The sequence below is a fragment of the Sphingomonas sp. PP-F2F-G114-C0414 genome (assembly GCF_003688595.1).
Lineage (GTDB): Bacteria > Pseudomonadota > Alphaproteobacteria > Sphingomonadales > Sphingomonadaceae > Sphingomonas.
Map to the genome: position 1 here is coordinate 902,173 of NZ_RCWT01000009.1, position 18,911 is coordinate 921,083.

Below are 18,911 nucleotides of genomic sequence, written 5' to 3' on the forward strand. Positions count from 1 at the left end.
CCACCGCATGTTTTCAGGATCGATTCCCGCGCTCGTCACGCCGTTCGCCGCCGATGGCAGCTTCGACGAACCCGCCTATCGCGACTTCATCGAATGGCAGATCGTCGAGGGCTCGTCGGGGCTGGTCGCCTGCGGGACCACCGGCGAGGCGGCGACCCTGTCGTACGACGAGCATTTCCATGTGGTCCGCGTCTGCGTCGACCAGGCCAAGGGCCGCGTCCCCGTCATCGCCGGCGCCGGCTCCAACGACACGCGCGTCGCCTCGGCCAATTTGCGCGCCGCGAAGGACGCCGGCGCCGACGCCGCGTTGATGGTGCCGCCCTATTACAACCGGCCAGGGCAGGAGGGGATCTTCCGCCATTTCGAGGCGCTCGCCACTTCGACCCCGCTGCCGATCATCCTCTACAACGTCCCCGCGCGCACGGTGACCGATATCCAGCCGGCGACGCTGGCGCGGATCGTGAAGGCGTTCCCGGACGTGTTCGTCGGCGTCAAGGATGCCAGCGGTGTCCTCGCGCGCGTCTCGCAGCACCGCGCGTCATGTGGACCGGATTTCTGCCAGTTGTCGGGGAATGACGATATGGCGCTGGCGTTCAACGTGATGGGCGGCACCGGCTGCATCTCGGTAAGCGCCAACGTCGCGCCGAAGCTGTGCGCGGAGTTCCAGGCGGCGTGCCAGGCGGGCGATTTTATCAAGGCGCTGGCGTATCAGGACCAGCTCTACCCGCTCCACGAAGCACTCTTCACCGACGCCTCGCCGGGCCCGGTAAAATACGCGATGACCAAGGTGCGCGCCGGCTTCCCCGAAACCCTGCGCCTGCCGATGACCCCCGCCGGCGAAGCGTCGCGGGCTGCGGTGGACGCCGCGCTCGCACACGCCCGGCTCGTCTGAAGCCTGCTGCTACAGGGCGAGATCGACGGGCCGCGTCGCCGCATGGTTGCCGTCGAAGGCGAACGCGGCGTTGGGCCCACCACGCTCGACCCAGTGCAGGAACAGGTGCGCGGACCAGGCATTGGGATTGGGTGTGATCCGGCCGTGCCGACGGTGCACGCCTTGGTACAGTACGCCGTCGCCGGGCTCCATGCTGACCGAGGCGAAGCCCGCCGAACCGAAATCATCCTCGACCACGGGTTTCGGCACGGCGATGTGGTCGGTGCCGATTTCCAGGTCCCACGCCACGCCGTCGCTATAGTCCAGCGTCAGCGACAGGCTATGCTCGCACGACGGCCGATCGCTGTGCACACGGCAGATGTCGCCTTCCTGGTAGATCCGGAAATAGCTGTACGCTGGCAGCAGGTCGCGCCCGATCGCGTTCGCGACGAACGGCGTCAGGCCCCAGAGGAACCCCAGCATCGGCGGATAGTGAAACCCGTAGACCTCGATCGCGTCGCGCCGCAGCAACGCCGAGCCGTTCTTCTGCGCGGTCAACGGCGTGCCCCGAGCCTGCATGTCGGTGATGAGTTGGCGGAGGAAGGCGTTGGCGACCGACGGCGCGATCAGGCGCGGAACGGCGGCATAGCCGTCTTGGTCATAGCGTTCAGTGACGTTCATGGCGTGAGCTAACCCAATGGCTGGGGGGCGGCAATCATGTGTGTGTAGGCGTGTGAACGTTTGGTTGGGGTGTCGTAAGACGGTGGCCTGTGCCGCAGTCTACGCCGCCCTGGCGAACGCGAACCTCGTTTGAACCAACCACAACGGTCTCCCCTCCCTGGAAGGGAGGGGCAGGGGGTGGGTAGGCCAGCTTGAGCCGCCACGGTTCGGATATGCGGAACCCGACCCACCCCAACCCCTCCCTTCCAGGGAGGGGCGGAGAAGAGGAGGAGGCAGTTAATAACGACCACCACCGCTTCCCCTAAGCCTCGCGACCCCCTACATCGCGCGTCCCATGGCACGTCCCAAACCCCCGACCTTCGAGAAGACCAAGATCGTCGCCGAGAACCGGCGCGCGCGGTACGACTATTATATCGAGCAGGTGTTCGAGGCGGGCATCGCGCTCACCGGCACCGAGGTGAAGGCGCTGCGTGGCGGCGAAGGCTCGATCGCCGAGGCCTATGCCGAGGTGAAGGGCAAGAACGTCGTTCTGGTGAATTCGAACATCCCCGAATTCAGCCACGGCAACCGCTTCAACCACGAACCCAAGCGGCCGCGTAAATTGCTGCTCCACGAGCGCGAGATCAACAAGATGTTCGGCGCGGTCGCGCGCCAGGGCATGACGCTCGTGCCGCTGATGATCTATTTCAATTCGAAGGGCCGCGCGAAGATCGAACTGGCGCTCGCCAAGGGCAAGCAGAACCACGACAAGCGCGATTCGGTGAAGGAACAGGACTGGAAGCGCGAGCAGGGCCGGATCATGCGGGATCGCGGATAACCGACGTGGCGCCGGTGTCGATGACCCTATCGTCTTGAGCATATTCGGGCGTCTCGCGGCGTGGTCGCGTCGTAACCTGCCGACCCGCGAATCGATGGAGCGGAACCGTCTCCTTCGTCCGGTCGCGCACCGCGTGCTCGCGCCCGAACTATGGCGCTTCACACGTCGCTCGGTCCCGCGCGGCGTTGCGCTGGGGATGGTCGCGGGCATCCTGATCCCGGTCGCGCAGACGCCGGTCGCGGCGATCTTCGCGCTGCCGTTCCGCGCCAACGTGCCGACCGCGGCGCTGACCACCTTCATCACCAACCCGCTGACCACGCCGCCTCTCTGGATCGCGGCCTATTGGATCGGCTCGTCGTTGTTGCGGCTCGACGCGCATGTCCCCGGCCAGCCCGTCGCCGACGCCGCGGCGCGCACCGAATGGATCCCGTGGCTGATGCAGGCGGGGCCTGCCACCGCGCTCGGCCTGCTGGTCATCACGGTCGTCTGTTCGGTCGGCGGCTATGCGCTCAGCGCGCTTGGCTGGCGATTGTGGATCGCGCGCAAGTGGCGGCACCGCCACGACAATCGCCACGGTCATGTTTCGTAACATTTGACACCGGTTGGAATTGACGGACCGTCCTATCGGCGTAGAACACATCGCATCCTGACGATCTTTCTCCGAGGTTCTTGATGCGCAAGTCGATTGTTACCGTGATCCTGCTCGCGTCCGCCGCGTCGGCTTTCGCCCAGACGAAACCCAGCACCAACCGCCCATCGCCTGTGCTGGCGAAGGCCGCGAAAGGCCCGGTCGCGGCCAGGGACGCGAACAAGCCGCAGATCGGCGATTTCGGCTTCGACATGGCAGGCCGCGATACCAGCGTGACGCCGGGCACCGACTTCTTCGATTATGCGAACGGCGGCTGGGTAAAGACGACGCCGATCCCCGCCGATCGCTCGTCCTACGGCATGTTCCATGTCCTCCAGGACCTGTCGCTCGCGCGTACCCGTACGATCCTCGATGCCGCGGCGACCAAGCCCGGCGACAAGGTCGGCGATTTCTACTCGAGCTTCATGGACGAGGCCGCGGTCAACGCGAAGGGTGTGACCCCGGTCAAGCCGATGCTCGCCGCGCTGAAGGCGACCAAGGACAAGACCGCGCTCGTCACCGAGATCGCCAAGCTCCAGCGCCAGGGCGTCGGTGGCCTCGTCGGGGTCGGCGTGTCGCAGGACGACAAGGATCCGACCACCTATGTCGTCCAGTTCGGCCAGAGCGGCCTCGGCCTCCCCGACCGCGACTATTACCTGAAGGACGACGCCAAGCTCGCGACCGTCCGCACCGCGTACCAGGCGTATCTCGCGCGGATGCTGACGCTAGCCGGCGAGCCAAACGCCGCCACCCGCGCCGCCGCCGTCTTCAACATGGAGAAGGGCCTCGCCACGGCGCACTGGACGCGGATCGAGAGCCGCGACGCCGACAAGACCTACAACAAGTGGACCGCCGCCGACTTCGCCGCGAAGGCGCCGGGCTTCCCTTGGGCGCAGTACATGACCGCGATGGGCGTCACCGGCCGTCCGTTCTACCTCGTCGCACAGCCGAGCGCGGTGACCGGCGAGGCCAAGGTCTTCGCCGATACGCCGGTCAACGTCCTGCAGGACTATGCGATGCTCAAGGTGCTGCGCGCGTACGCGCCGTACCTGTCGAGCGATTTCGACAAGACCAACTTCGCGTTCTACGGCACCACGCTGTCGGGCACGCCCGAGCAGCAGGCCCGCTGGAAGCGCGGCGTCTCGACCGTATCGGGCGCGATGGGCGAGGCGATCGGCCAGCAGTACGTGGCGAAGTATTTCCCACCAGCCTCGAAGGCGGCAGCCGACGACCTCGTCAAGAACGTCATCGCCGCGATGGGCGAGCGGCTCCGGAACCTCGAATGGATGGCGCTCGAAACCAAGACCAAGGCGCTCGCCAAGCTCGCCGCCTTCACCCCGAAGATCGGGTATCCGGACAAGTGGCGCGACTATGCTGCGCTTCAAATCCAGCGGGGCGATCTCATCGGTAACGTCGCGCGCGCCAACGCGTTCGAATATGATCGCGACCTCAAGAAGCTCGGCCAGCCGATCGATCGCGGCGAGTGGTTCATGACGCCGATGACGATCAACGCCTACGCCAACCCGACGATGAACGAGGTCGTGTTCCCGGCCGCGATCCTGCAGCCCCCGTTCTTCGATCCTAAGGCGGACGCGGCGGTCAATTACGGTGGCATCGGCGCGGTGATCGGCCACGAGATCAGCCATCACTTCGACGACCAGGGCCGCAAATACGACCTCAACGGCAAGCTCACCGATTGGTGGACGCCACAGGACGTCGCGCGCTTCAAGGTGTTCACCGACGCGCTCGTGAAGCAGTACGACGCGTACGAACCGCTCCCCGGCCAACATATCCAGGGCGGCCTGACGCTCGGCGAGAACATCGCCGACTTGGCGGGCCTGACGGTCGCCTACGACGCGTACCACAAGTCGCTCGGCGGTAAGCAGGCGCCGATCATCGATGGCACGACGGGCGACCAGCGCTTCTATTACGGTTGGGCGGGCGTCTGGCGCACCAAGTTCCGCGACGCCGCGCTTCAGCAGACGTTGCTGTCGGACCCGCATTCGCCGGGCCACCAGCGCGTCCTCACGGTCCGCAACCTCGACCCCTGGTACGCCGCATTCGGCGCCAAGCCGGGCGAGAAGAGCTACCTCGCCCCCGCCAACCGCGTCCGCATCTGGTAACTGACCCCGTTCCATAGAGCCCCGTCATCCTGGGCTCGACCCAGGATCCAGAGCCACGCAGGTAACGCTGCGGGCTCTGGATCCTGACTTTCGCCAGGATGACGAAGTCTGGAGAGAAACATGAAGTCCTTCATCGTCGCCGGCCTGCTCGCCGCAACCGCCATCACCGGCGTCACCGCCGCCATCTCGCAAACGGCTGAGCCGACCCCGCCCGCACCCGCCTCGACCGGCGCGCAATACGGCACCTTCGGCTTCGACGAGAAGGGCATGGACAAGACCGTCCAGCCCGGCGACGACTTCTACAGCTACGCCAACGGCACCTGGGCGAAGAACACCCCGATCCCGGCCGATAAGGCGGCGTACGGCGCGTTCAACTTCCTGTCCGACCTGTCCGAGAGCCGCACCCGCGGCATCCTCGACACCGCCGCGAAGGACCCGAAGTCGAAGATCGGCCGCGCTTACGCGACCTACCTCGACACCGGCACGATCGAAGCCAAAGGCCTCGCGCCGATCCGCCCGTGGCTGAAGAAGATCGCTGCGCTGAACGATCGCGCGGGCTATCCGGCCCTCCTCGCCGAAGCAGACCGCGCCGGCATCGGCGGCCCGTTCGGCGGCGGCGTCGGCCAGGACGACAAGTCGCCTGAGCAATACGCGCTCTCGCTCGGCCAGTCCGGCCTCGGCCTCCCCGACCGCGACTATTACCTCAGCACCGACGCGAAACTGGTCGAGGCACGCAACGCCTACCGCGCACACATCGTCAAGATGCTCACTCTCGCCGGCGAACCCAACGCCGAGGCGCGCGCCACAGCGTTGCTCGCGTTCGAAACCGAGATCGCCAAGGTCAGCTGGACCCGCGTCGACAGCCGCGACGCCACCAAGACCTACAACAAGATAACCGTCGCCGATCTCGCCAAGCGCGCGCCCGGCTTCGATTTTGCCGCGTATTTCAAGGGTATCGGCACGCCCGTCCCGACCGTCATCGTCGCGCAGCCATCGGCGATCACCGGCATCGCCAAGCTCGTAGCGACTGCACCGATCGGCGTGCTGAAAGACCAACTGATCCTCCGCTCGCTCGACGGTTACGCGGACGTCCTGCCCAAGGCGTTCGACGCCGAGCAGTTCGCGTTCTTCGGCACCGTCCTCGGCGGCACGCCCGAGCAGGAAGCGCGCTGGAAGCGTGGCGTCCAGTTCACCTCCGGCGCGCTCGATGACGAGGTCAGCAAGCTCTACGTCGCGCAGTATTTCCCGCCCGAGACCAAGGCGGCGGCCGACAAGCTCGTCAAGAACGTGCTCGCCGCGATGGGCCGCCGGATCGACAAGCTCGAATGGATGGCGCCCGAGACGAAGGTCAAGGCACACGCCAAGCTCGCCGCCTTCACGCCCAAGATCGGCTACCCCAGTCAGTGGAAGGATTTCTCCGGGCTGACGATCACGAGCGGCGACGCGTTCGGCAACGAATGGCGGTCGAACGAATGGCAGCACCAGGACAACATCGCCAAGCTCGGCAAGCCGCTCCAGCGCTGGGAATGGGGCATGACGCCGATGGAGGTGAACGCCTACGCCAATTTCGGCATGGTCGAGATCGTCTTCCCGGCGGCGATCCTGCAACCGCCGTTCTTCGATCCGAAGGCCGACGACGCGGTCAATTACGGCGGCATCGGCGCGGTGATCGGCCACGAACTGAGCCATCATTTCGACGATCAGGGCTCGAAGTATGACGCCAAGGGCCAGCTCACCGACTGGTGGACGCCGCAGGACGTCTCGCGCTTCAAGGCGCTCACGGGCAAGCTCGGCGCGCAGTACGACGCCTACGAACCGCTCCCCGGCATGCATGTGAAGGGCCAGTTGACGATGGGCGAGAACATCGCCGATCTCGCCGGCCTGACGGTAGCGTACGATGCCTACCACACCGCGCTCGGTGCCAAGGCCGCGCCGGTGCTCGACGGGTTCACGGGCGACCAGCGCTTCTATCTGGGCTGGGCGCAGGTCTGGCGCCGCAACTACCGCGAAGCCAACCTTCGCAACCGCTTGCTGACCGATCCTCACTCGCCGTCGCAACAGCGCGCGTGGGTCGTGCGCAACCTCGACCCCTGGTACGCGGCGTATAAGCCGACGCCCGGGCAGAAGCTGTACCTGACGCCGGAACAGCGCGTTCGGATCTGGTAATAGGCGACTCCCTTGGACTACGGGGGAGCGGAAGCGACGACGCTCTCTGCAAAGCAAAGCGCCCAAGTCCGCCCAACCCCCAACGGTCCCCCTCCCTGGAAGGGAGGGGCCGGGGGTGGGTAGGCTGCTTGGAACGCGCAGCATCCGCCAACAGGCCGACCCACCCCCAACCCTCCCTTCCAGGGAGGGGAGCAAAAGAGATCGATTCGTTCCTCGAACGCTCCGCTGGTGACGACCGGTTCCCCCGCGAAGGCGGGGCCCAGGAATCAACCGCAACTGTCCGGAGCTCTGCCCCCTGCATCCGCAGCGGGACGGCAACATTTGATGCCGCGCAGTCTAACAGGGGCTGGCTAGACAGCCTCCCAGCGGAGGAGGTCCGATAAATCCGCGCCACCCCGCCGCCGCCCGGCCCCCCAAACCCACCAACCCGCTTGACGCCCAGCCCCGCTTGAGCGGATGACCCACCCGATGGCATCGTTCGCTTTATCCACCCCCGCCCGCAACGCCGCGCTCGTCGCCATCGCGTCCGGCGTCGCCGCCGCCGCGATCGTGCTCCTGCTCGTCGGCAGCTGGATCGCCGCCGCGGGGTTCTTCGCCGCGGCCGTCATCGTCATCGGTGCGCTGATCGCGTGGCGTCTGCTGAACCCGGTTGCGAAGGACGCGCCGCGCCCGGTCGATTGGGACCTCACCCGCACCGTCGCCGAAGCCGGCACCGACGCCATCGCGATCACCGACCGCGCCGGCCGACTGGTCTGCGCCAACGACGCATACGACGCGCTGTTCGCAGGCTTTCCGACACCCCCGGGATTGCCGCTCGACGATGTCGGCACGGCGGCGCTCGCCGATGCCGGCCGAACCGCCTGGCGCGATGGGATTGCGAGGGTCGAGCGCCTCAACGCCCGCGGGATCTGCCTGTCCGCGCACATCGCACGCGCCGGCGATGAAGCGGACATGCTCGTCTGGCGATTCGTCACCGCGCAGGATCACGATCTCGCCGAAACGCTGGCGGCGCTGCTGCCCGGACCGACCGGCGACCGGCTCGGCGGCAGTGGCATCATGGCGGCGTTGCTCTCCACCGACGGCCGCGTGCGGACCGCCAACCGCGTGCTGCGCGCGCGCGCTAGCGGCAACGATCACGAATCGATCGACGGACGCGATTTCGCGAGCTTTCTCATTACCGACAGCCGCGGCTTCGTGCGCTTCGAACGCGAGGGTCTCGAAGGCACGCCGCTTCGCGTCCTCCAGGTCCCGTTTCTCGAAGGCGACGATGCGCCGGTTCTCGTGGCGCTGCTGGACGACGAGGAGGCCGCTCCGCCGGTCGGCGCCAGTGCGTCGGCGCATGTCCGCAGCTTGGTCAGTCTGATGCCGTTCGGGATGGCGTTGGTCGACCGTGACGGCCGGTTTCTTCAGATGAACACGTCGTTCCTGCGCGCGGCGGGCGTCAATCCGGTCGCCCCGCCGCTGTATCCGGGCGATCTGGTCGTCCGCGAGGACAAGGCCGCGGTCGCCGACGCGATCCGCAAGTTCGCGAACGGCGCGACGCATTCCGCCGACATGGCGGTCCGCCTCAAGGATCACCCGGACGAGCCGGTCGCGCTGACCATCGCCGGTGCGCGCGGATTGGGCGACGCCGCCGTTCTGCTCAGCCTCAAGGACAATAGCGAGGAGAGCCGCCTCAAGCGCGAGGTCGCGCAGGCCACCAAGATGCAGGCAGTCGGCCAGCTCGCGGGCGGCGTCGCGCATGATTTCAACAACATCCTGACCGCGATCATCGGCCACTGCGATCTGATGTTGATGCGCCATTCGCCCGGCGACAGCGATTACGACGACATCCAGCAGGTCCGCACCAACTCGAACCGCGCCGCCAGCCTGACCCGCCAACTGCTCGCCTTCTCGCGCCAGCAAACGCTGAGGCCGCAGATCCTGCAACTCCCCGACGTCGTTTCCGAAGTCTCGAACCTGCTCAAACGGCTCATGGGCGAGAACGTCCGCCTCGATATGACGCATGGCCGCAACCTCGGCCCGGTGCGCGCCGATCCCGGCCAGCTCGAGCAGGTCGTCGTCAACCTGGCCGTCAACGCGCGCGACGCGATCGTCTCGGCCAATGCACGCGGTGGCGGCGTGCTGACCATAACCACCCGCGCGGTGTACGCGTCCGAAGTCCGCGCGATGGCCTCCGACATCCTGCCCGTGGCCGACTACACCGCGCTGATCGTCCAGGACACCGGCACCGGCATTCCCCCCGACGTGTTGCCCAAGATCTTCGAACCGTTCTTCACGACCAAGGAATTCGGCAAGGGCACCGGCCTCGGCCTTTCCACCGTCTACGGGATCGTCAAGCAATCCGGCGGCTATATCTTCGCCGACAGCAAGCTGGGGCAGGGCGCCACCTTCACGATGTATCTGCCGGTTCATTCGGCCCCCGCCGCGACGCGGCCCGCGATCGTGAAGCCCGCGCCGAAGCCCGTCGATCTCTGGGGCACCGGCACGATCCTGCTGGTCGAGGACGAGGACATGGTCCGGGCGGTTGCCGAGCGCGCGCTCTCGCGTCAGGGTTATACGGTACTGACCGCGGAGAACGGCGAGGTCGCGCTCGAAGTGCTTGAGAAACACGGGCGCCCCGATCTGCTCATCAGCGACGTCGTCATGCCGCAGATGGATGGCCCGACGATGGTCCGGCACGTGCGCGAGAAATATCCCGACCTGCCGATCCTGTTCATGTCGGGCTATGCGGAGGAGCAGCTGCGGAAATCGATCGATCTGGACAACGTCTCGTTCCTGCCGAAACCCTTCTCGGTCCAGGAACTTGCCGAAGCGGCGCGGGACGTGCTCGCCGCGCGGTGAAACGAAACCGGAATGAATTGGACAAGATGTTGGCAAGTCGTAACAATCCCGACTATGCGCATGGCATGACCGCTTCCCAGCAGATCCTCCCGCAGCAGATTCTGATCGTCGAGGACGAACCGTTGATCGCCATGATGCTCGAGGATTTCCTCGAGGTGCTGGACAAGGGAGTCGCAGGCTCGGTCGACACCGTCGCCGACGCGCTCAAGCGGATCGAGCAGGGCGGCGTCGATGGCGCCATCCTCGACGTCAACCTCCGCGGCGGCGAAAAGAGCACCGCGGTCGCCGAGGCCCTGGCCGCGCGCGGCGTCCCGTTCGTCTTCGCCACCGGCGGCGGTGACGACGGCGTAGCCCCCGAATTCCGCGACCGTCCCCGCCTGCAGAAGCCCTTCACGATGGACGGGGTCGCCAAGGCCCTCGAAGGCCTCTGACTCCTTCTCCTCCTTGAAAAGGTGAGGCTGGGGGCGCTTGGTGAGAGCAACCTCCATCTAGACCGTCATCCCGACGAAAGTCAGGGCCCAGAGCCAAGTAGCGCATTGTCAGTAACCTTGGATTCTGACCTCGTCGGAATGACTCACGTTGGCGACTCGATGCCACCGTATTGCACAAACACTGTCCCAGCCTCACGCTGCGTTCCTATGTATTTGCTACACCAGATCTGATGCGACTTTCGCGAGCCCGGACGGTCACGCTGTCGTGCACGCTGGTGGCACTGGTCGTAGGGTATGGTTTAGGCGGCAGCAGCGTCGCGACAGCCGTCGCGATACTCGCTCTCCCCCCGGTCGCTTGGGCGTTCGACAATGACAGCGGCACGTTTCTGATCCTCGCAACGCTCTTCGTCGTCACGATCGGGGTCATGGTCCTGCTCATCGCCCTGATGGCGCTCGTCCACTAAATTGCCCGTTCGGCCTCGCAACTCTCTTGCGCAAATACCCCCTCTCGCGACATAGGCGTTCGCCATGACCCGCATATTCGATAAATCGCGCCTGCCGAGCCGCCACGTCTCCGTCGGCCCAGAACGCGCCCCGCACCGCAGCTATTACTACGCGATGGGCCTCGACGAGGAGCAGATCGCCCGCCCGTTCGTCGCGCTCGCGTCCGCCGGCAACAACTCCGCGCCTTGCAACACCACGCTCGACGCGCAGGCCGATGCCGCGCAGGCCGGCGTCATCCAGGGCGGCGGGATGCCGCGCCGGTTCAACACGATCACCGTCACCGACGGCATCGCGATGGGCCACCAGGGTATGAAGGCCTCGCTGGTGAGCCGCGAAGTCATCGCCGACTCGGTCGAACTGTCGGTCCGTGGCCATTGCTACGACGCACTCGTCGGGTTCGCCGGCTGCGACAAGTCCTTGCCCGGCATGATGATGGCGATGCTCCGCCTCAATATACCGTCGGTGTTCGTCTATGGCGGCTCGATCCTGCCAGGCCGCTATCAGGACCGCGACGTCACCGTCGTCGACGTGTTCGAGATCGTCGGCAAATACGCCGCCGGCGCGTGCCCGCTCTCCGAAGTCCACGCGATCGAGAAGGTTGCGTGCCCTGGTCACGGCGCATGCGGCGGCCAGTATACCGCGAACACGATGGCTTGTGTCGCCGAGGCGATCGGTTTGTCGATCCCGAACAGCAACATGGTGCCCGCACCTTACACCACACGCGAGCAGATCGCCGTGGCGGCGGGCGCGCAGGTCATGGAGTGCCTCGCCGACAACATCCGCCCGCGCGACATCTGCACGCGCGAGGCGTTCATCAACGCCGCGCGCGTCGTCGCTGCGACTGGCGGCTCGACCAACGCCGCGCTGCATCTGCCCGCGATGGCGTCCGAAGCCGGTATCGAATTCGACCTGTTCGACGTCGCCGAGATCTTCAAGACAACGCCGTACATCGCGGACCTCAAACCCGGTGGTAAGTACGTCGCCAAGGACATGTACGAGGCCGGCGGCGTCTACATGCTCATGAAGACGATGCTCGCCGGCGGTTTCCTCAACGGCGATTGCCTGACGGTGACCGGCAAGTCGCTCGGCGAGAACATCGACCAGGTGACGTGGAACCCCGACCAGAAGGTCATCTACGACATCAAGACCCCGTTGACCCCTACCGGCGGCGTCGTCGGCCTGCGCGGCAGTCTCGCCCCCGACGGCGCGATCGTGAAGGTCGCCGGCATGCACCGCCTCCAGTTCTCAGGGCCCGCCCGAGTGTTCGATTGCGAGGAGGACACCTTCGCCGCGGTCGAGAATCGCGAGATCAACGAAGGCGAAGTCATCGTCATCCGCTACGAAGGCCCCAAGGGCGGCCCCGGCATGCGCGAGATGCTGTCGACCACCGCCGCGCTCTACGGGCTCGGCATGGGCGAGAGCGTCGCGCTGATCACCGATGGGCGCTTCTCGGGCGGCACGCGCGGCTTCTGCATCGGCCATGTCGGTCCCGAAGCGGCGGACGGCGGCCCGATCGCGCTGGTCGAGAATGGCGACATCATCCACATCGACGCCGAAGCCGGCACGATCGATCTCGACGTTCCCGAGGACGTGATGGCGGCGCGCCGTGCCGCGTGGGTGCCGCGCACCAACGATTACGGGTCGGGCGCACTCTGGCGCTATGCGAAGACCGTCGGCCCCGCGTACAAGGGTGCCGTCACGCACCCTGGAGCGGCAGCCGAAACCCATGTCTACGCGGATATCTAAGCAAATACTGGCGGTTGCCGTGCTTCTCTCGCTCCCGCTCGCAGCGTGCGGGCGGGGGCCGTCCAGCGCGGACGTCGAGGCCAAGCAGAAGGCCGAAACCGCCGGCGATCGCCAGATTCCATGCGCGCGCGGTACGGCTGCGCTGACCCCGACCTGTACCGTTGAGCAGGCGCTCGGCAAGGACGGCCTGATCCTCACGGTGCGGCATGCCGACGGTGCATTTCGGCGCCTGCTCGTCACGCAGGATGGTCGCGGGGTGATCGCGGCGGACGGGGCCGAGGCCGCAACGGTTACCGTAGTGGGTCGGGACGGCATCGAAGTAGCGCTCGGCGGCGATCGCTACCGGTTGCCCGCCACGGTCCGGGGCGTCACGCCGCAGTGATGATCGAGATCGAAGGCCGCCCCATCCTGACCGCCGCCGAGATGCGCGCAGCGGAGGATGCGGTGATCGCCACCGGCGTCTCGGTGGAAACGCTGATGGACCGCGCGGGCACCGCGATTGCACACGCGGTGCGCCGGTTGGCTGGCGCGAACGAAGTTCTGATCCTCTGCGGCCCCGGCAACAACGGCGGTGACGGCTATATTGCGGCCCGTGTGCTGGCGGAAATGGGCGTGGCGGTCCGCGTTGCGGCGCTGTCGGGACCCAAGACGGATGCGGCCAAGTCGGCGAGGGTAGGGTGGCTAGGCTCGGTCGAAACGCTGACGGAGGCGAAACCCGCTCCAATCCTCGTAGACGCGCTGTTCGGCACCGGCCTCACGCGCCCGCTCGACGCCAGTACAACACCGACCCCCAACCGTTCCCCCGCGGACGCGGGGGCCCAGAGTAAGCCGCTGGGTACGCCCTTGAAACTTAGCTGGGCCCCCGCGTCCGCGGGGGAACGGTCTGTGGTCGAGTGTCTCCATTCCCTCGCAAACGCCGCGCAGCTCAGCATCGCTGTCGACCTGCCCAGTGGCCTTGCCACCGACACAGTCGAGGCGCTCAGCACGCCGCCCGTCTTCAACCTTACCCTTGCGCTCGGCGCGGTAAAACCCGCGCACATCCTCCAACCCGCAGCCCGCTACTGCGGCCATATCCGCCTTCTCGACATCGGCGTCCCCACCGTCAGCCAAGCCGAAGTCCTTAAAACCCCAATCCTTCCAACCCCCGGCCCGGACTCTCACAAATACACCCGAGGCATGGTCGCGATCATCGCGGGCACCATGTCCGGCGCCTCCGACCTCGCAGCCTTGGCCGCAATGCGCGCCGGCGCCGGCTACGTGACCCTGCTCGGCGACAGCCAAGGCCCCCCGCATGCGCTCGTCCGCACGCCGTTCTCCGATCACGCACTGGCCAACGATCGCATCGGCGCACTCGTGATCGGTCCCGGCCTGGGTCGCGACGATACCGCCAAGGCCCGTCTCGAAGCCGCGCTGACCTCGGGCCACCCGCTGATCATCGACGGCGACGCTCTCCGCCTGCTGAACCCCGACCGGATCAAAGCGCACGACGTCCCCGTCATCCTCACCCCGCACGCCGGCGAGTTCGACGCGCTCTTCGGCAAATCCGACGCGAACAAGATCACCCGAGCCCGCGACGCCGCCACCCGCGCTAATGCCATCGTCGTCTTCAAAGGCGCAGACACCGTCATCGCCGCCCCCGACGGCCGCGTCCGCATTGCGCAAGGGTCCAGCGACTGGCTCTCCACCGCCGGTACCGGCGACGTCCTCGCCGGCGCGATCGGCGCGATGCTCGCCGCCAGGCTCGATCCGCTCGACGCAGCCTGCGCCGGAGTGTGGCTCCACGGTGACGCTGCCCGCCGATTGGGCGCGGCCTTCATCGCCGACGACTTGGCGGAAGCGCTCCGGTCGGCCAGAGCATCGCTATGACCTCTGAATCGAATATCGACACCATCGTCCGCGTCGCGGCCCGCGGCGACGGCATGACCGCTGACGGTCGCCACGCCGCCTTCTCGGCCCCCGGCGACACGCTCGCCGCCGACGGCACCGTGATCCCCGGCCCGCACCACCAGACTCCCCCCTGCGTGCATTTCCCGACCTGCGGCGGCTGCCAGCTCCAGCATCTCGACGACCAGGCCTATGCCGAGTTCGTCACCGACCGCATCGCCTCCGCGCTCGACGGCCAGGACCTGTCCGCGCCGATCCGCACGCCGCACATCTCCCCCGAACGCAGCCGCCGCCGCGCGACGCTCCACGCCGAGGCCAAGGGCGGCAAGATCACGCTGGGCTTTACCGCCGAGAAAGCGCACACGATCGTCGACATCAAGGAATGCTGGATTCTCGATCCGCGCCTGTTCGCGCTCGTCCAGCCCTTGCGCCAACTGCTCAAGCGCCTCAACTTCCGCCGCCGCGCCGACATCCACCTGACGCTCGCCGACCAGGGCGCGGACATCCTGATCACCGGCTTCGCCCCCGAAGGCCTCCCCGCCGCCGAAGCGCTCACCAAATTCTGCGAAGACAACAAGATCGCCCGCGTGGCGTTCGACGACGGCCTCGGACCGGAGACGCGCTGGGAGCCCGACGCGGTCACGATCACGCTCGGCGGCGTCCCCGTGCCGCTCCCGCCCGCGTCGTTCCTCCAGGCTACACCCGATGGCGAAGCCGCACTCACCGCCGCCGTCCTGGAAGCGATCGGCAAACCAGCGACGGTCGCCGACCTTTTCGCCGGCCTCGGCACTTTCACGCTCGCGATTCCCGCCAAGGTCTATGCCGCAGAGGGCGCGCGTGACGCGCTCGGCTCGCTGAAGGCCGCCGCGCACCGCACCCAGCGGCCCGTCTACCCCGAACACCGTGATCTCTACCGCCGCCCGCTGACGGTGGCCGAACTCGATCGCTTCGATGCGGTGGTGATCGATCCGCCCCGCTCCGGCGCGCGCGAGCAGGCGACCGCGCTGGCAGAGTGCAAGACGCCGGTGATCGCTTATGTGTCCTGCAATCCCGCAAGCTTCGCGCGCGATGCGAAGGAACTGTGCGACGCGGGTTGGCGGATCGACTGGGTCCAGCCGGTCGGCCAGTTCCGCTGGTCGACGCATGTCGAGCTGGCGGCGAAGTTCGTTCGGTAACCCAGGAAGCGTGGTCCCCCGCGAAGGCGGGGGCCCAGTCTGGACCCCCGCCTTCGCGGGGGAACACGCTTCCTACGGGTAGACGGCACTCACGAAGAACAACCCGTCAGGCGGCGCATTCAGTCCCAGCATCGCCCGATCCCTCGCCGCGAGCGCAACCGCAACATCGCCAACCGCCCAACGCCCCATACCAACCAGCGCCAGGCACCCGACCATCGACCGCACCTGATGATGCAGGAACGATCGAGCCGCCGCATAGACGAACAACCGCTCCCCTTCGCGCACCACCTCGAGCCGGTCGAGAGTCCGCACCGGACTATCCGCCTGGCAATGCGCAGACCGAAACGTCGTGAAGTCATGCCGCCCGACCAGCGCCTCCGCAGCCTCCGCCATCGCGTCTGCATCCAGCAACTGCGGCACCTGCCAGGCGAGCCCCGACTCGAACGTCAGCGGCGAGCGCCGGTTGACGATCCGGTACTCGTACGACCGCCCGACACACGAAAACCGGGCATGCCAGTCGTCCTCGACCACCTCGCACGCCAACACAGACACCGGTGCGGGCTTAACGAGCGCATTCAGCCCCTCCATCAACCGAAACGCCGCGAGCGGCTTCGCGATGTCGACATGCGCGCGCATCGCCATCCCGTGCACGCCCGCATCGGTCCGCCCCGCCGCCTGCACCGACGCGGTCTCGCCGGTCATCTTCAGCACCGCGGCCTCCAGCGCCGCCTGCACGCTCGGCCCGTGCTTCTGCCGCTGCCAGCCCATGAACGGCCGCCCGTCGAACTCCACCGTCAACGCGAACCGCGTCAAAGCTGCGTCCCCGACCGAATCGGAAACCCGCGCAGCATCTCCTCCGCCGAGGTCACGCCACGCCCAGCGCGCTGCACCAATGTCGGCCGGATCGCCCCGTCGCCACACCCGATCGTCAGCTCGCCGTTGACCGTCAGCCCCTCGCACCCAAGAAACGAGAACGGCAACACGTCCGCCGCCAGCACCTTCACGCGTTCGCCAGCATGCTCGAACCAAGCACCCGGCGCCGGGTTCATCGCCCGCACCAGCCGCTCGACTTCGACCGCCGACCGCTCGAAATCGATCCGCGCCTCCGCCTTGTCGATCTTCGCGGCGTAAGTGACGCCCTCCTCGGGCTGCGGCCGGGCAGGGTAGGCGTCGAGGTCGCCCAGCACCTCGACCATCAACCGAGCTCCCATGGCGGAAAGCTCGGACGTCAGGTCCCCGGCGGTCTTGCCGACGATCGGCGTCCGTCCCTCGAGCCGCACCGGCCCGGTATCCAGACCCGCCTCCATTTGCATGATCCCGACCCCCGTCTCGGCATCGCCCGCGAGGATCGCCCGCTGGACCGGCGCCGCCCCGCGCCACCGCGGCAACAGCGACCCATGCACGTTCAGGCACCCGAACCGAGGCGCCTCCAGCACCGCGCGCGGCAGAATAAGACCATAGGCCGCGACCACCGCCACATCCGCGTCCAAGGCCGCAAACGCCTCGCGAGCCGCCAGCCCCTCCGGCAACGACGCCTTGAACGACACCGGCGTCCGCACCTCGATCCCCAGCGCCTCCGCCCGAACTTGCACCGGCGACGGCACCAACTCGCGCCCACGCCGCCCCCCTGGCCTAGCCGGCTGGCAATACGCCGCCACCACGTCATGCCCCGCCGCGACGAGGGCCTCCAGCACCGGCACTGCGAAGTCCGGCGTTCCCATGAAGATGATCCGCATGGCCCTCTCGAACACGCTGGCGGGGAGCCGCGCAACCCCCTATCTGTTCCCTATGGCATCCCCCGAGATCGAGGCGCTGACGCAGGCGCTGGCCCGGCTCCCCGGCCTCGGCCCCCGGTCCGCACGTCGCGCCGTGCTGCATCTGCTTAAGAAGCGCGACGCGGCGCTGGGTCCGTTGCGCGAGGCGCTGACCGCCGTCGACGAGCGGCTGGAGAACTGCTCGACCTGCGGCAACGTCGACACCACCAACCCGTGCGCGATCTGCGCCGATCCGCGCCGCGACCAGCGCTCGCTGTGCGTCGTCGAGGAAGTCGCCGATCTCTGGGCGCTCGATCGCTCGCGGCTGTTCCCCGGCCGCTTCCACGTCCTCGGCGGTCGCCTGTCCGCACTCGAAGGCATCCGCCCCGAGGATCTCAGCATCGACAGCCTCGTCCGCCGCATCGAAGCCGGCGGCATCGACGAAGTCGTCCTCGCGATGAACGCCACGCTCGAAGGCCAGACCACCGCGCACTACATCGCCGAGCGCATCGAACGCTTCCCCGTCCGCGTCACGCAGCTCGCGCACGGCCTGCCGGTCGGCGGCGAACTCGACTATCTCGACGAGGGCACGCTGGCGCAGGCGTTAAGGGCAAGGCGGCCAATGGCTTGAGCCAAGTGCTTGACGCACCCCCGCGCGGAACCTAGCTGCGCAGAATGACCGTCATGACCGTTCTCGAAGTCCCCGATCCCCGCCTGCGCCTCGTCGCCGAGCCGGTGGAGACGGTCGACGACTCCACCCGCACGCTCGTCGCCGACATGATCGAGACGATGTACGACTTCAACGGCATCGGCCTCGCCGCGACTCAGGTCGGCGTCCAGCTGCGCGTCCTCGTCATCGATCTCCAGGAGGAGAAGGACGAGGAGGACAAGCCGATCAAGAACCCCAAGGCGTACATCAACGCCGAGATTCTGTCGGTCAGCGACGAGGTCTCCACGTACAACGAAGGGTGCCTCTCGATCCCCGAGCAGTACGCCGAGGTGGCGCGCCCGGCGCGGTGCCGCGTGAAGTGGCTCGACGAGACCGGTGCGGCGCACGAGGAGGATTTCGACGGGTTGCTCTCGACCTGCATGCAGCATGAGATCGACCATCTCGACGGTGTGCTGTTCATAGACCACATCAGCCGCCTCAAGCGCGACATGGTGCTGAAGAAGCTGGCGAAGCAGCGCAAGGTGGGCTGAGGGCGGGGCGAGCACGAGCACCGCACGAGCAGGGGCGCTTGAGGGTGGGCGCCCAATCACCCAACAAGCTACCACCCCGGCGAAGGC

The 18,911-nt window shown here is 67.2% G+C and carries 17 protein-coding genes; 14 read left to right on the top strand and 3 right to left on the bottom strand.

Features of this window, described 5'->3' with window-relative positions; genetic code table 11:
• Positions 1–7: 7 nt before the first annotated feature.
• On the top strand, positions 8–892 hold the full coding sequence (dapA, locus tag C8J47_RS04755) for a 4-hydroxy-tetrahydrodipicolinate synthase (RefSeq protein WP_121884610.1): 885 nt from the start codon (positions 8–10) through the stop codon (positions 890–892).
• Between the two features lie 9 nt (positions 893–901).
• Here dapA and C8J47_RS04760 read toward each other — a convergent pair whose 3' ends face one another.
• A complete protein-coding gene (locus C8J47_RS04760) occupies positions 902–1,552 on the bottom strand; it encodes a hypothetical protein (protein ID WP_121884611.1) in 651 nt (216 codons plus the stop codon).
• A gap of 334 nt (positions 1,553–1,886) precedes the next feature.
• On the opposite strand from C8J47_RS04760, the gene smpB reads away from it, so the two are divergent.
• From smpB to C8J47_RS04815, 11 genes are all read left to right on the top strand, one after another.
• Complete coding sequence (gene smpB, locus C8J47_RS04765) at positions 1,887–2,369, top strand: SsrA-binding protein SmpB (protein WP_055879372.1); 483 nt, start codon at positions 1,887–1,889, stop codon at positions 2,367–2,369.
• A gap of 94 nt (positions 2,370–2,463) precedes the next feature.
• A complete protein-coding gene (locus C8J47_RS04770) occupies positions 2,464–2,958 on the top strand; it encodes a DUF2062 domain-containing protein (protein ID WP_056052830.1) in 495 nt (164 codons plus the stop codon).
• Between the two features lie 83 nt (positions 2,959–3,041).
• Positions 3,042–5,120, top strand: coding sequence for a M13 family metallopeptidase (locus tag C8J47_RS04775; protein ID WP_121884612.1), 2,079 nt, complete (start codon positions 3,042–3,044; stop codon positions 5,118–5,120).
• A gap of 120 nt (positions 5,121–5,240) precedes the next feature.
• Complete coding sequence (locus C8J47_RS04780; protein WP_121884613.1) at positions 5,241–7,286, top strand: M13 family metallopeptidase; 2,046 nt, start codon at positions 5,241–5,243, stop codon at positions 7,284–7,286.
• Between the two features lie 468 nt (positions 7,287–7,754).
• Positions 7,755–10,130, top strand: a complete 2,376-nt coding sequence (locus C8J47_RS04785; RefSeq protein ID WP_121884614.1) for a response regulator — start codon at positions 7,755–7,757, stop codon at positions 10,128–10,130.
• 65 nt (positions 10,131–10,195) lie between these two features.
• The gene (locus C8J47_RS04790) at positions 10,196–10,561 is read left to right on the top strand and encodes a response regulator (RefSeq protein WP_060527091.1); all 366 of its coding nucleotides are present in this window, start codon (positions 10,196–10,198) and stop codon (positions 10,559–10,561) included.
• Between the two features lie 230 nt (positions 10,562–10,791).
• Positions 10,792–11,025, top strand: a complete 234-nt coding sequence (locus C8J47_RS04795) for a hypothetical protein (RefSeq protein WP_121884615.1) — start codon at positions 10,792–10,794, stop codon at positions 11,023–11,025.
• A 64-nt stretch (positions 11,026–11,089) separates the two neighbouring features.
• Positions 11,090–12,811, top strand: coding sequence for a dihydroxy-acid dehydratase (gene ilvD / locus C8J47_RS04800; RefSeq protein ID WP_121884616.1), 1,722 nt, complete (start codon positions 11,090–11,092; stop codon positions 12,809–12,811).
• Positions 12,812–12,830: 19 nt separating this feature from the next.
• Positions 12,831–13,193 (top strand): hypothetical protein, encoded by a 363-nt coding sequence (locus C8J47_RS04805; protein ID WP_259467351.1) that lies wholly within the window; start codon positions 12,831–12,833, stop codon positions 13,191–13,193.
• Positions 13,193–14,677, top strand: coding sequence for an NAD(P)H-hydrate dehydratase (locus C8J47_RS04810; protein ID WP_121884617.1), 1,485 nt, complete (start codon positions 13,193–13,195; stop codon positions 14,675–14,677). Before C8J47_RS04805 ends, C8J47_RS04810 begins: the two co-directional genes overlap by 1 nt.
• A complete protein-coding gene (locus tag C8J47_RS04815; RefSeq protein WP_121884618.1) occupies positions 14,674–15,870 on the top strand; it encodes a class I SAM-dependent RNA methyltransferase in 1,197 nt (398 codons plus the stop codon). The genes C8J47_RS04810 and C8J47_RS04815 overlap by 4 nt, the downstream gene beginning before the upstream one ends.
• Positions 15,871–15,942: 72 nt before the next feature.
• On the opposite strand, the gene truA is transcribed toward C8J47_RS04815, so the two are convergent.
• Positions 15,943–16,683, bottom strand: coding sequence for a tRNA pseudouridine(38-40) synthase TruA (gene truA, locus C8J47_RS04820; protein WP_121884619.1), 741 nt, complete (start codon positions 16,681–16,683; stop codon positions 15,943–15,945).
• Positions 16,680–17,606 carry a methionyl-tRNA formyltransferase gene (fmt, locus tag C8J47_RS04825; RefSeq protein ID WP_121884758.1) on the bottom strand — a complete coding sequence of 309 codons (927 nt, stop codon included), beginning with the start codon at positions 17,604–17,606 and terminating at the stop codon, positions 16,680–16,682. The genes truA and fmt overlap by 4 nt, the downstream gene beginning before the upstream one ends.
• A 52-nt stretch (positions 17,607–17,658) precedes the next feature.
• On the opposite strand from fmt, the gene recR reads away from it, so the two are divergent.
• Positions 17,659–18,255 (top strand): recombination mediator RecR, encoded by a 597-nt coding sequence (gene recR, locus C8J47_RS04830; RefSeq protein ID WP_056052820.1) that lies wholly within the window; start codon positions 17,659–17,661, stop codon positions 18,253–18,255.
• Between the two features lie 44 nt (positions 18,256–18,299).
• Complete coding sequence (gene def, locus C8J47_RS04835) at positions 18,300–18,824, top strand: peptide deformylase (protein ID WP_121884620.1); 525 nt, start codon at positions 18,300–18,302, stop codon at positions 18,822–18,824.
• The last annotated feature ends 87 nt before the right edge of the window (positions 18,825–18,911 follow it).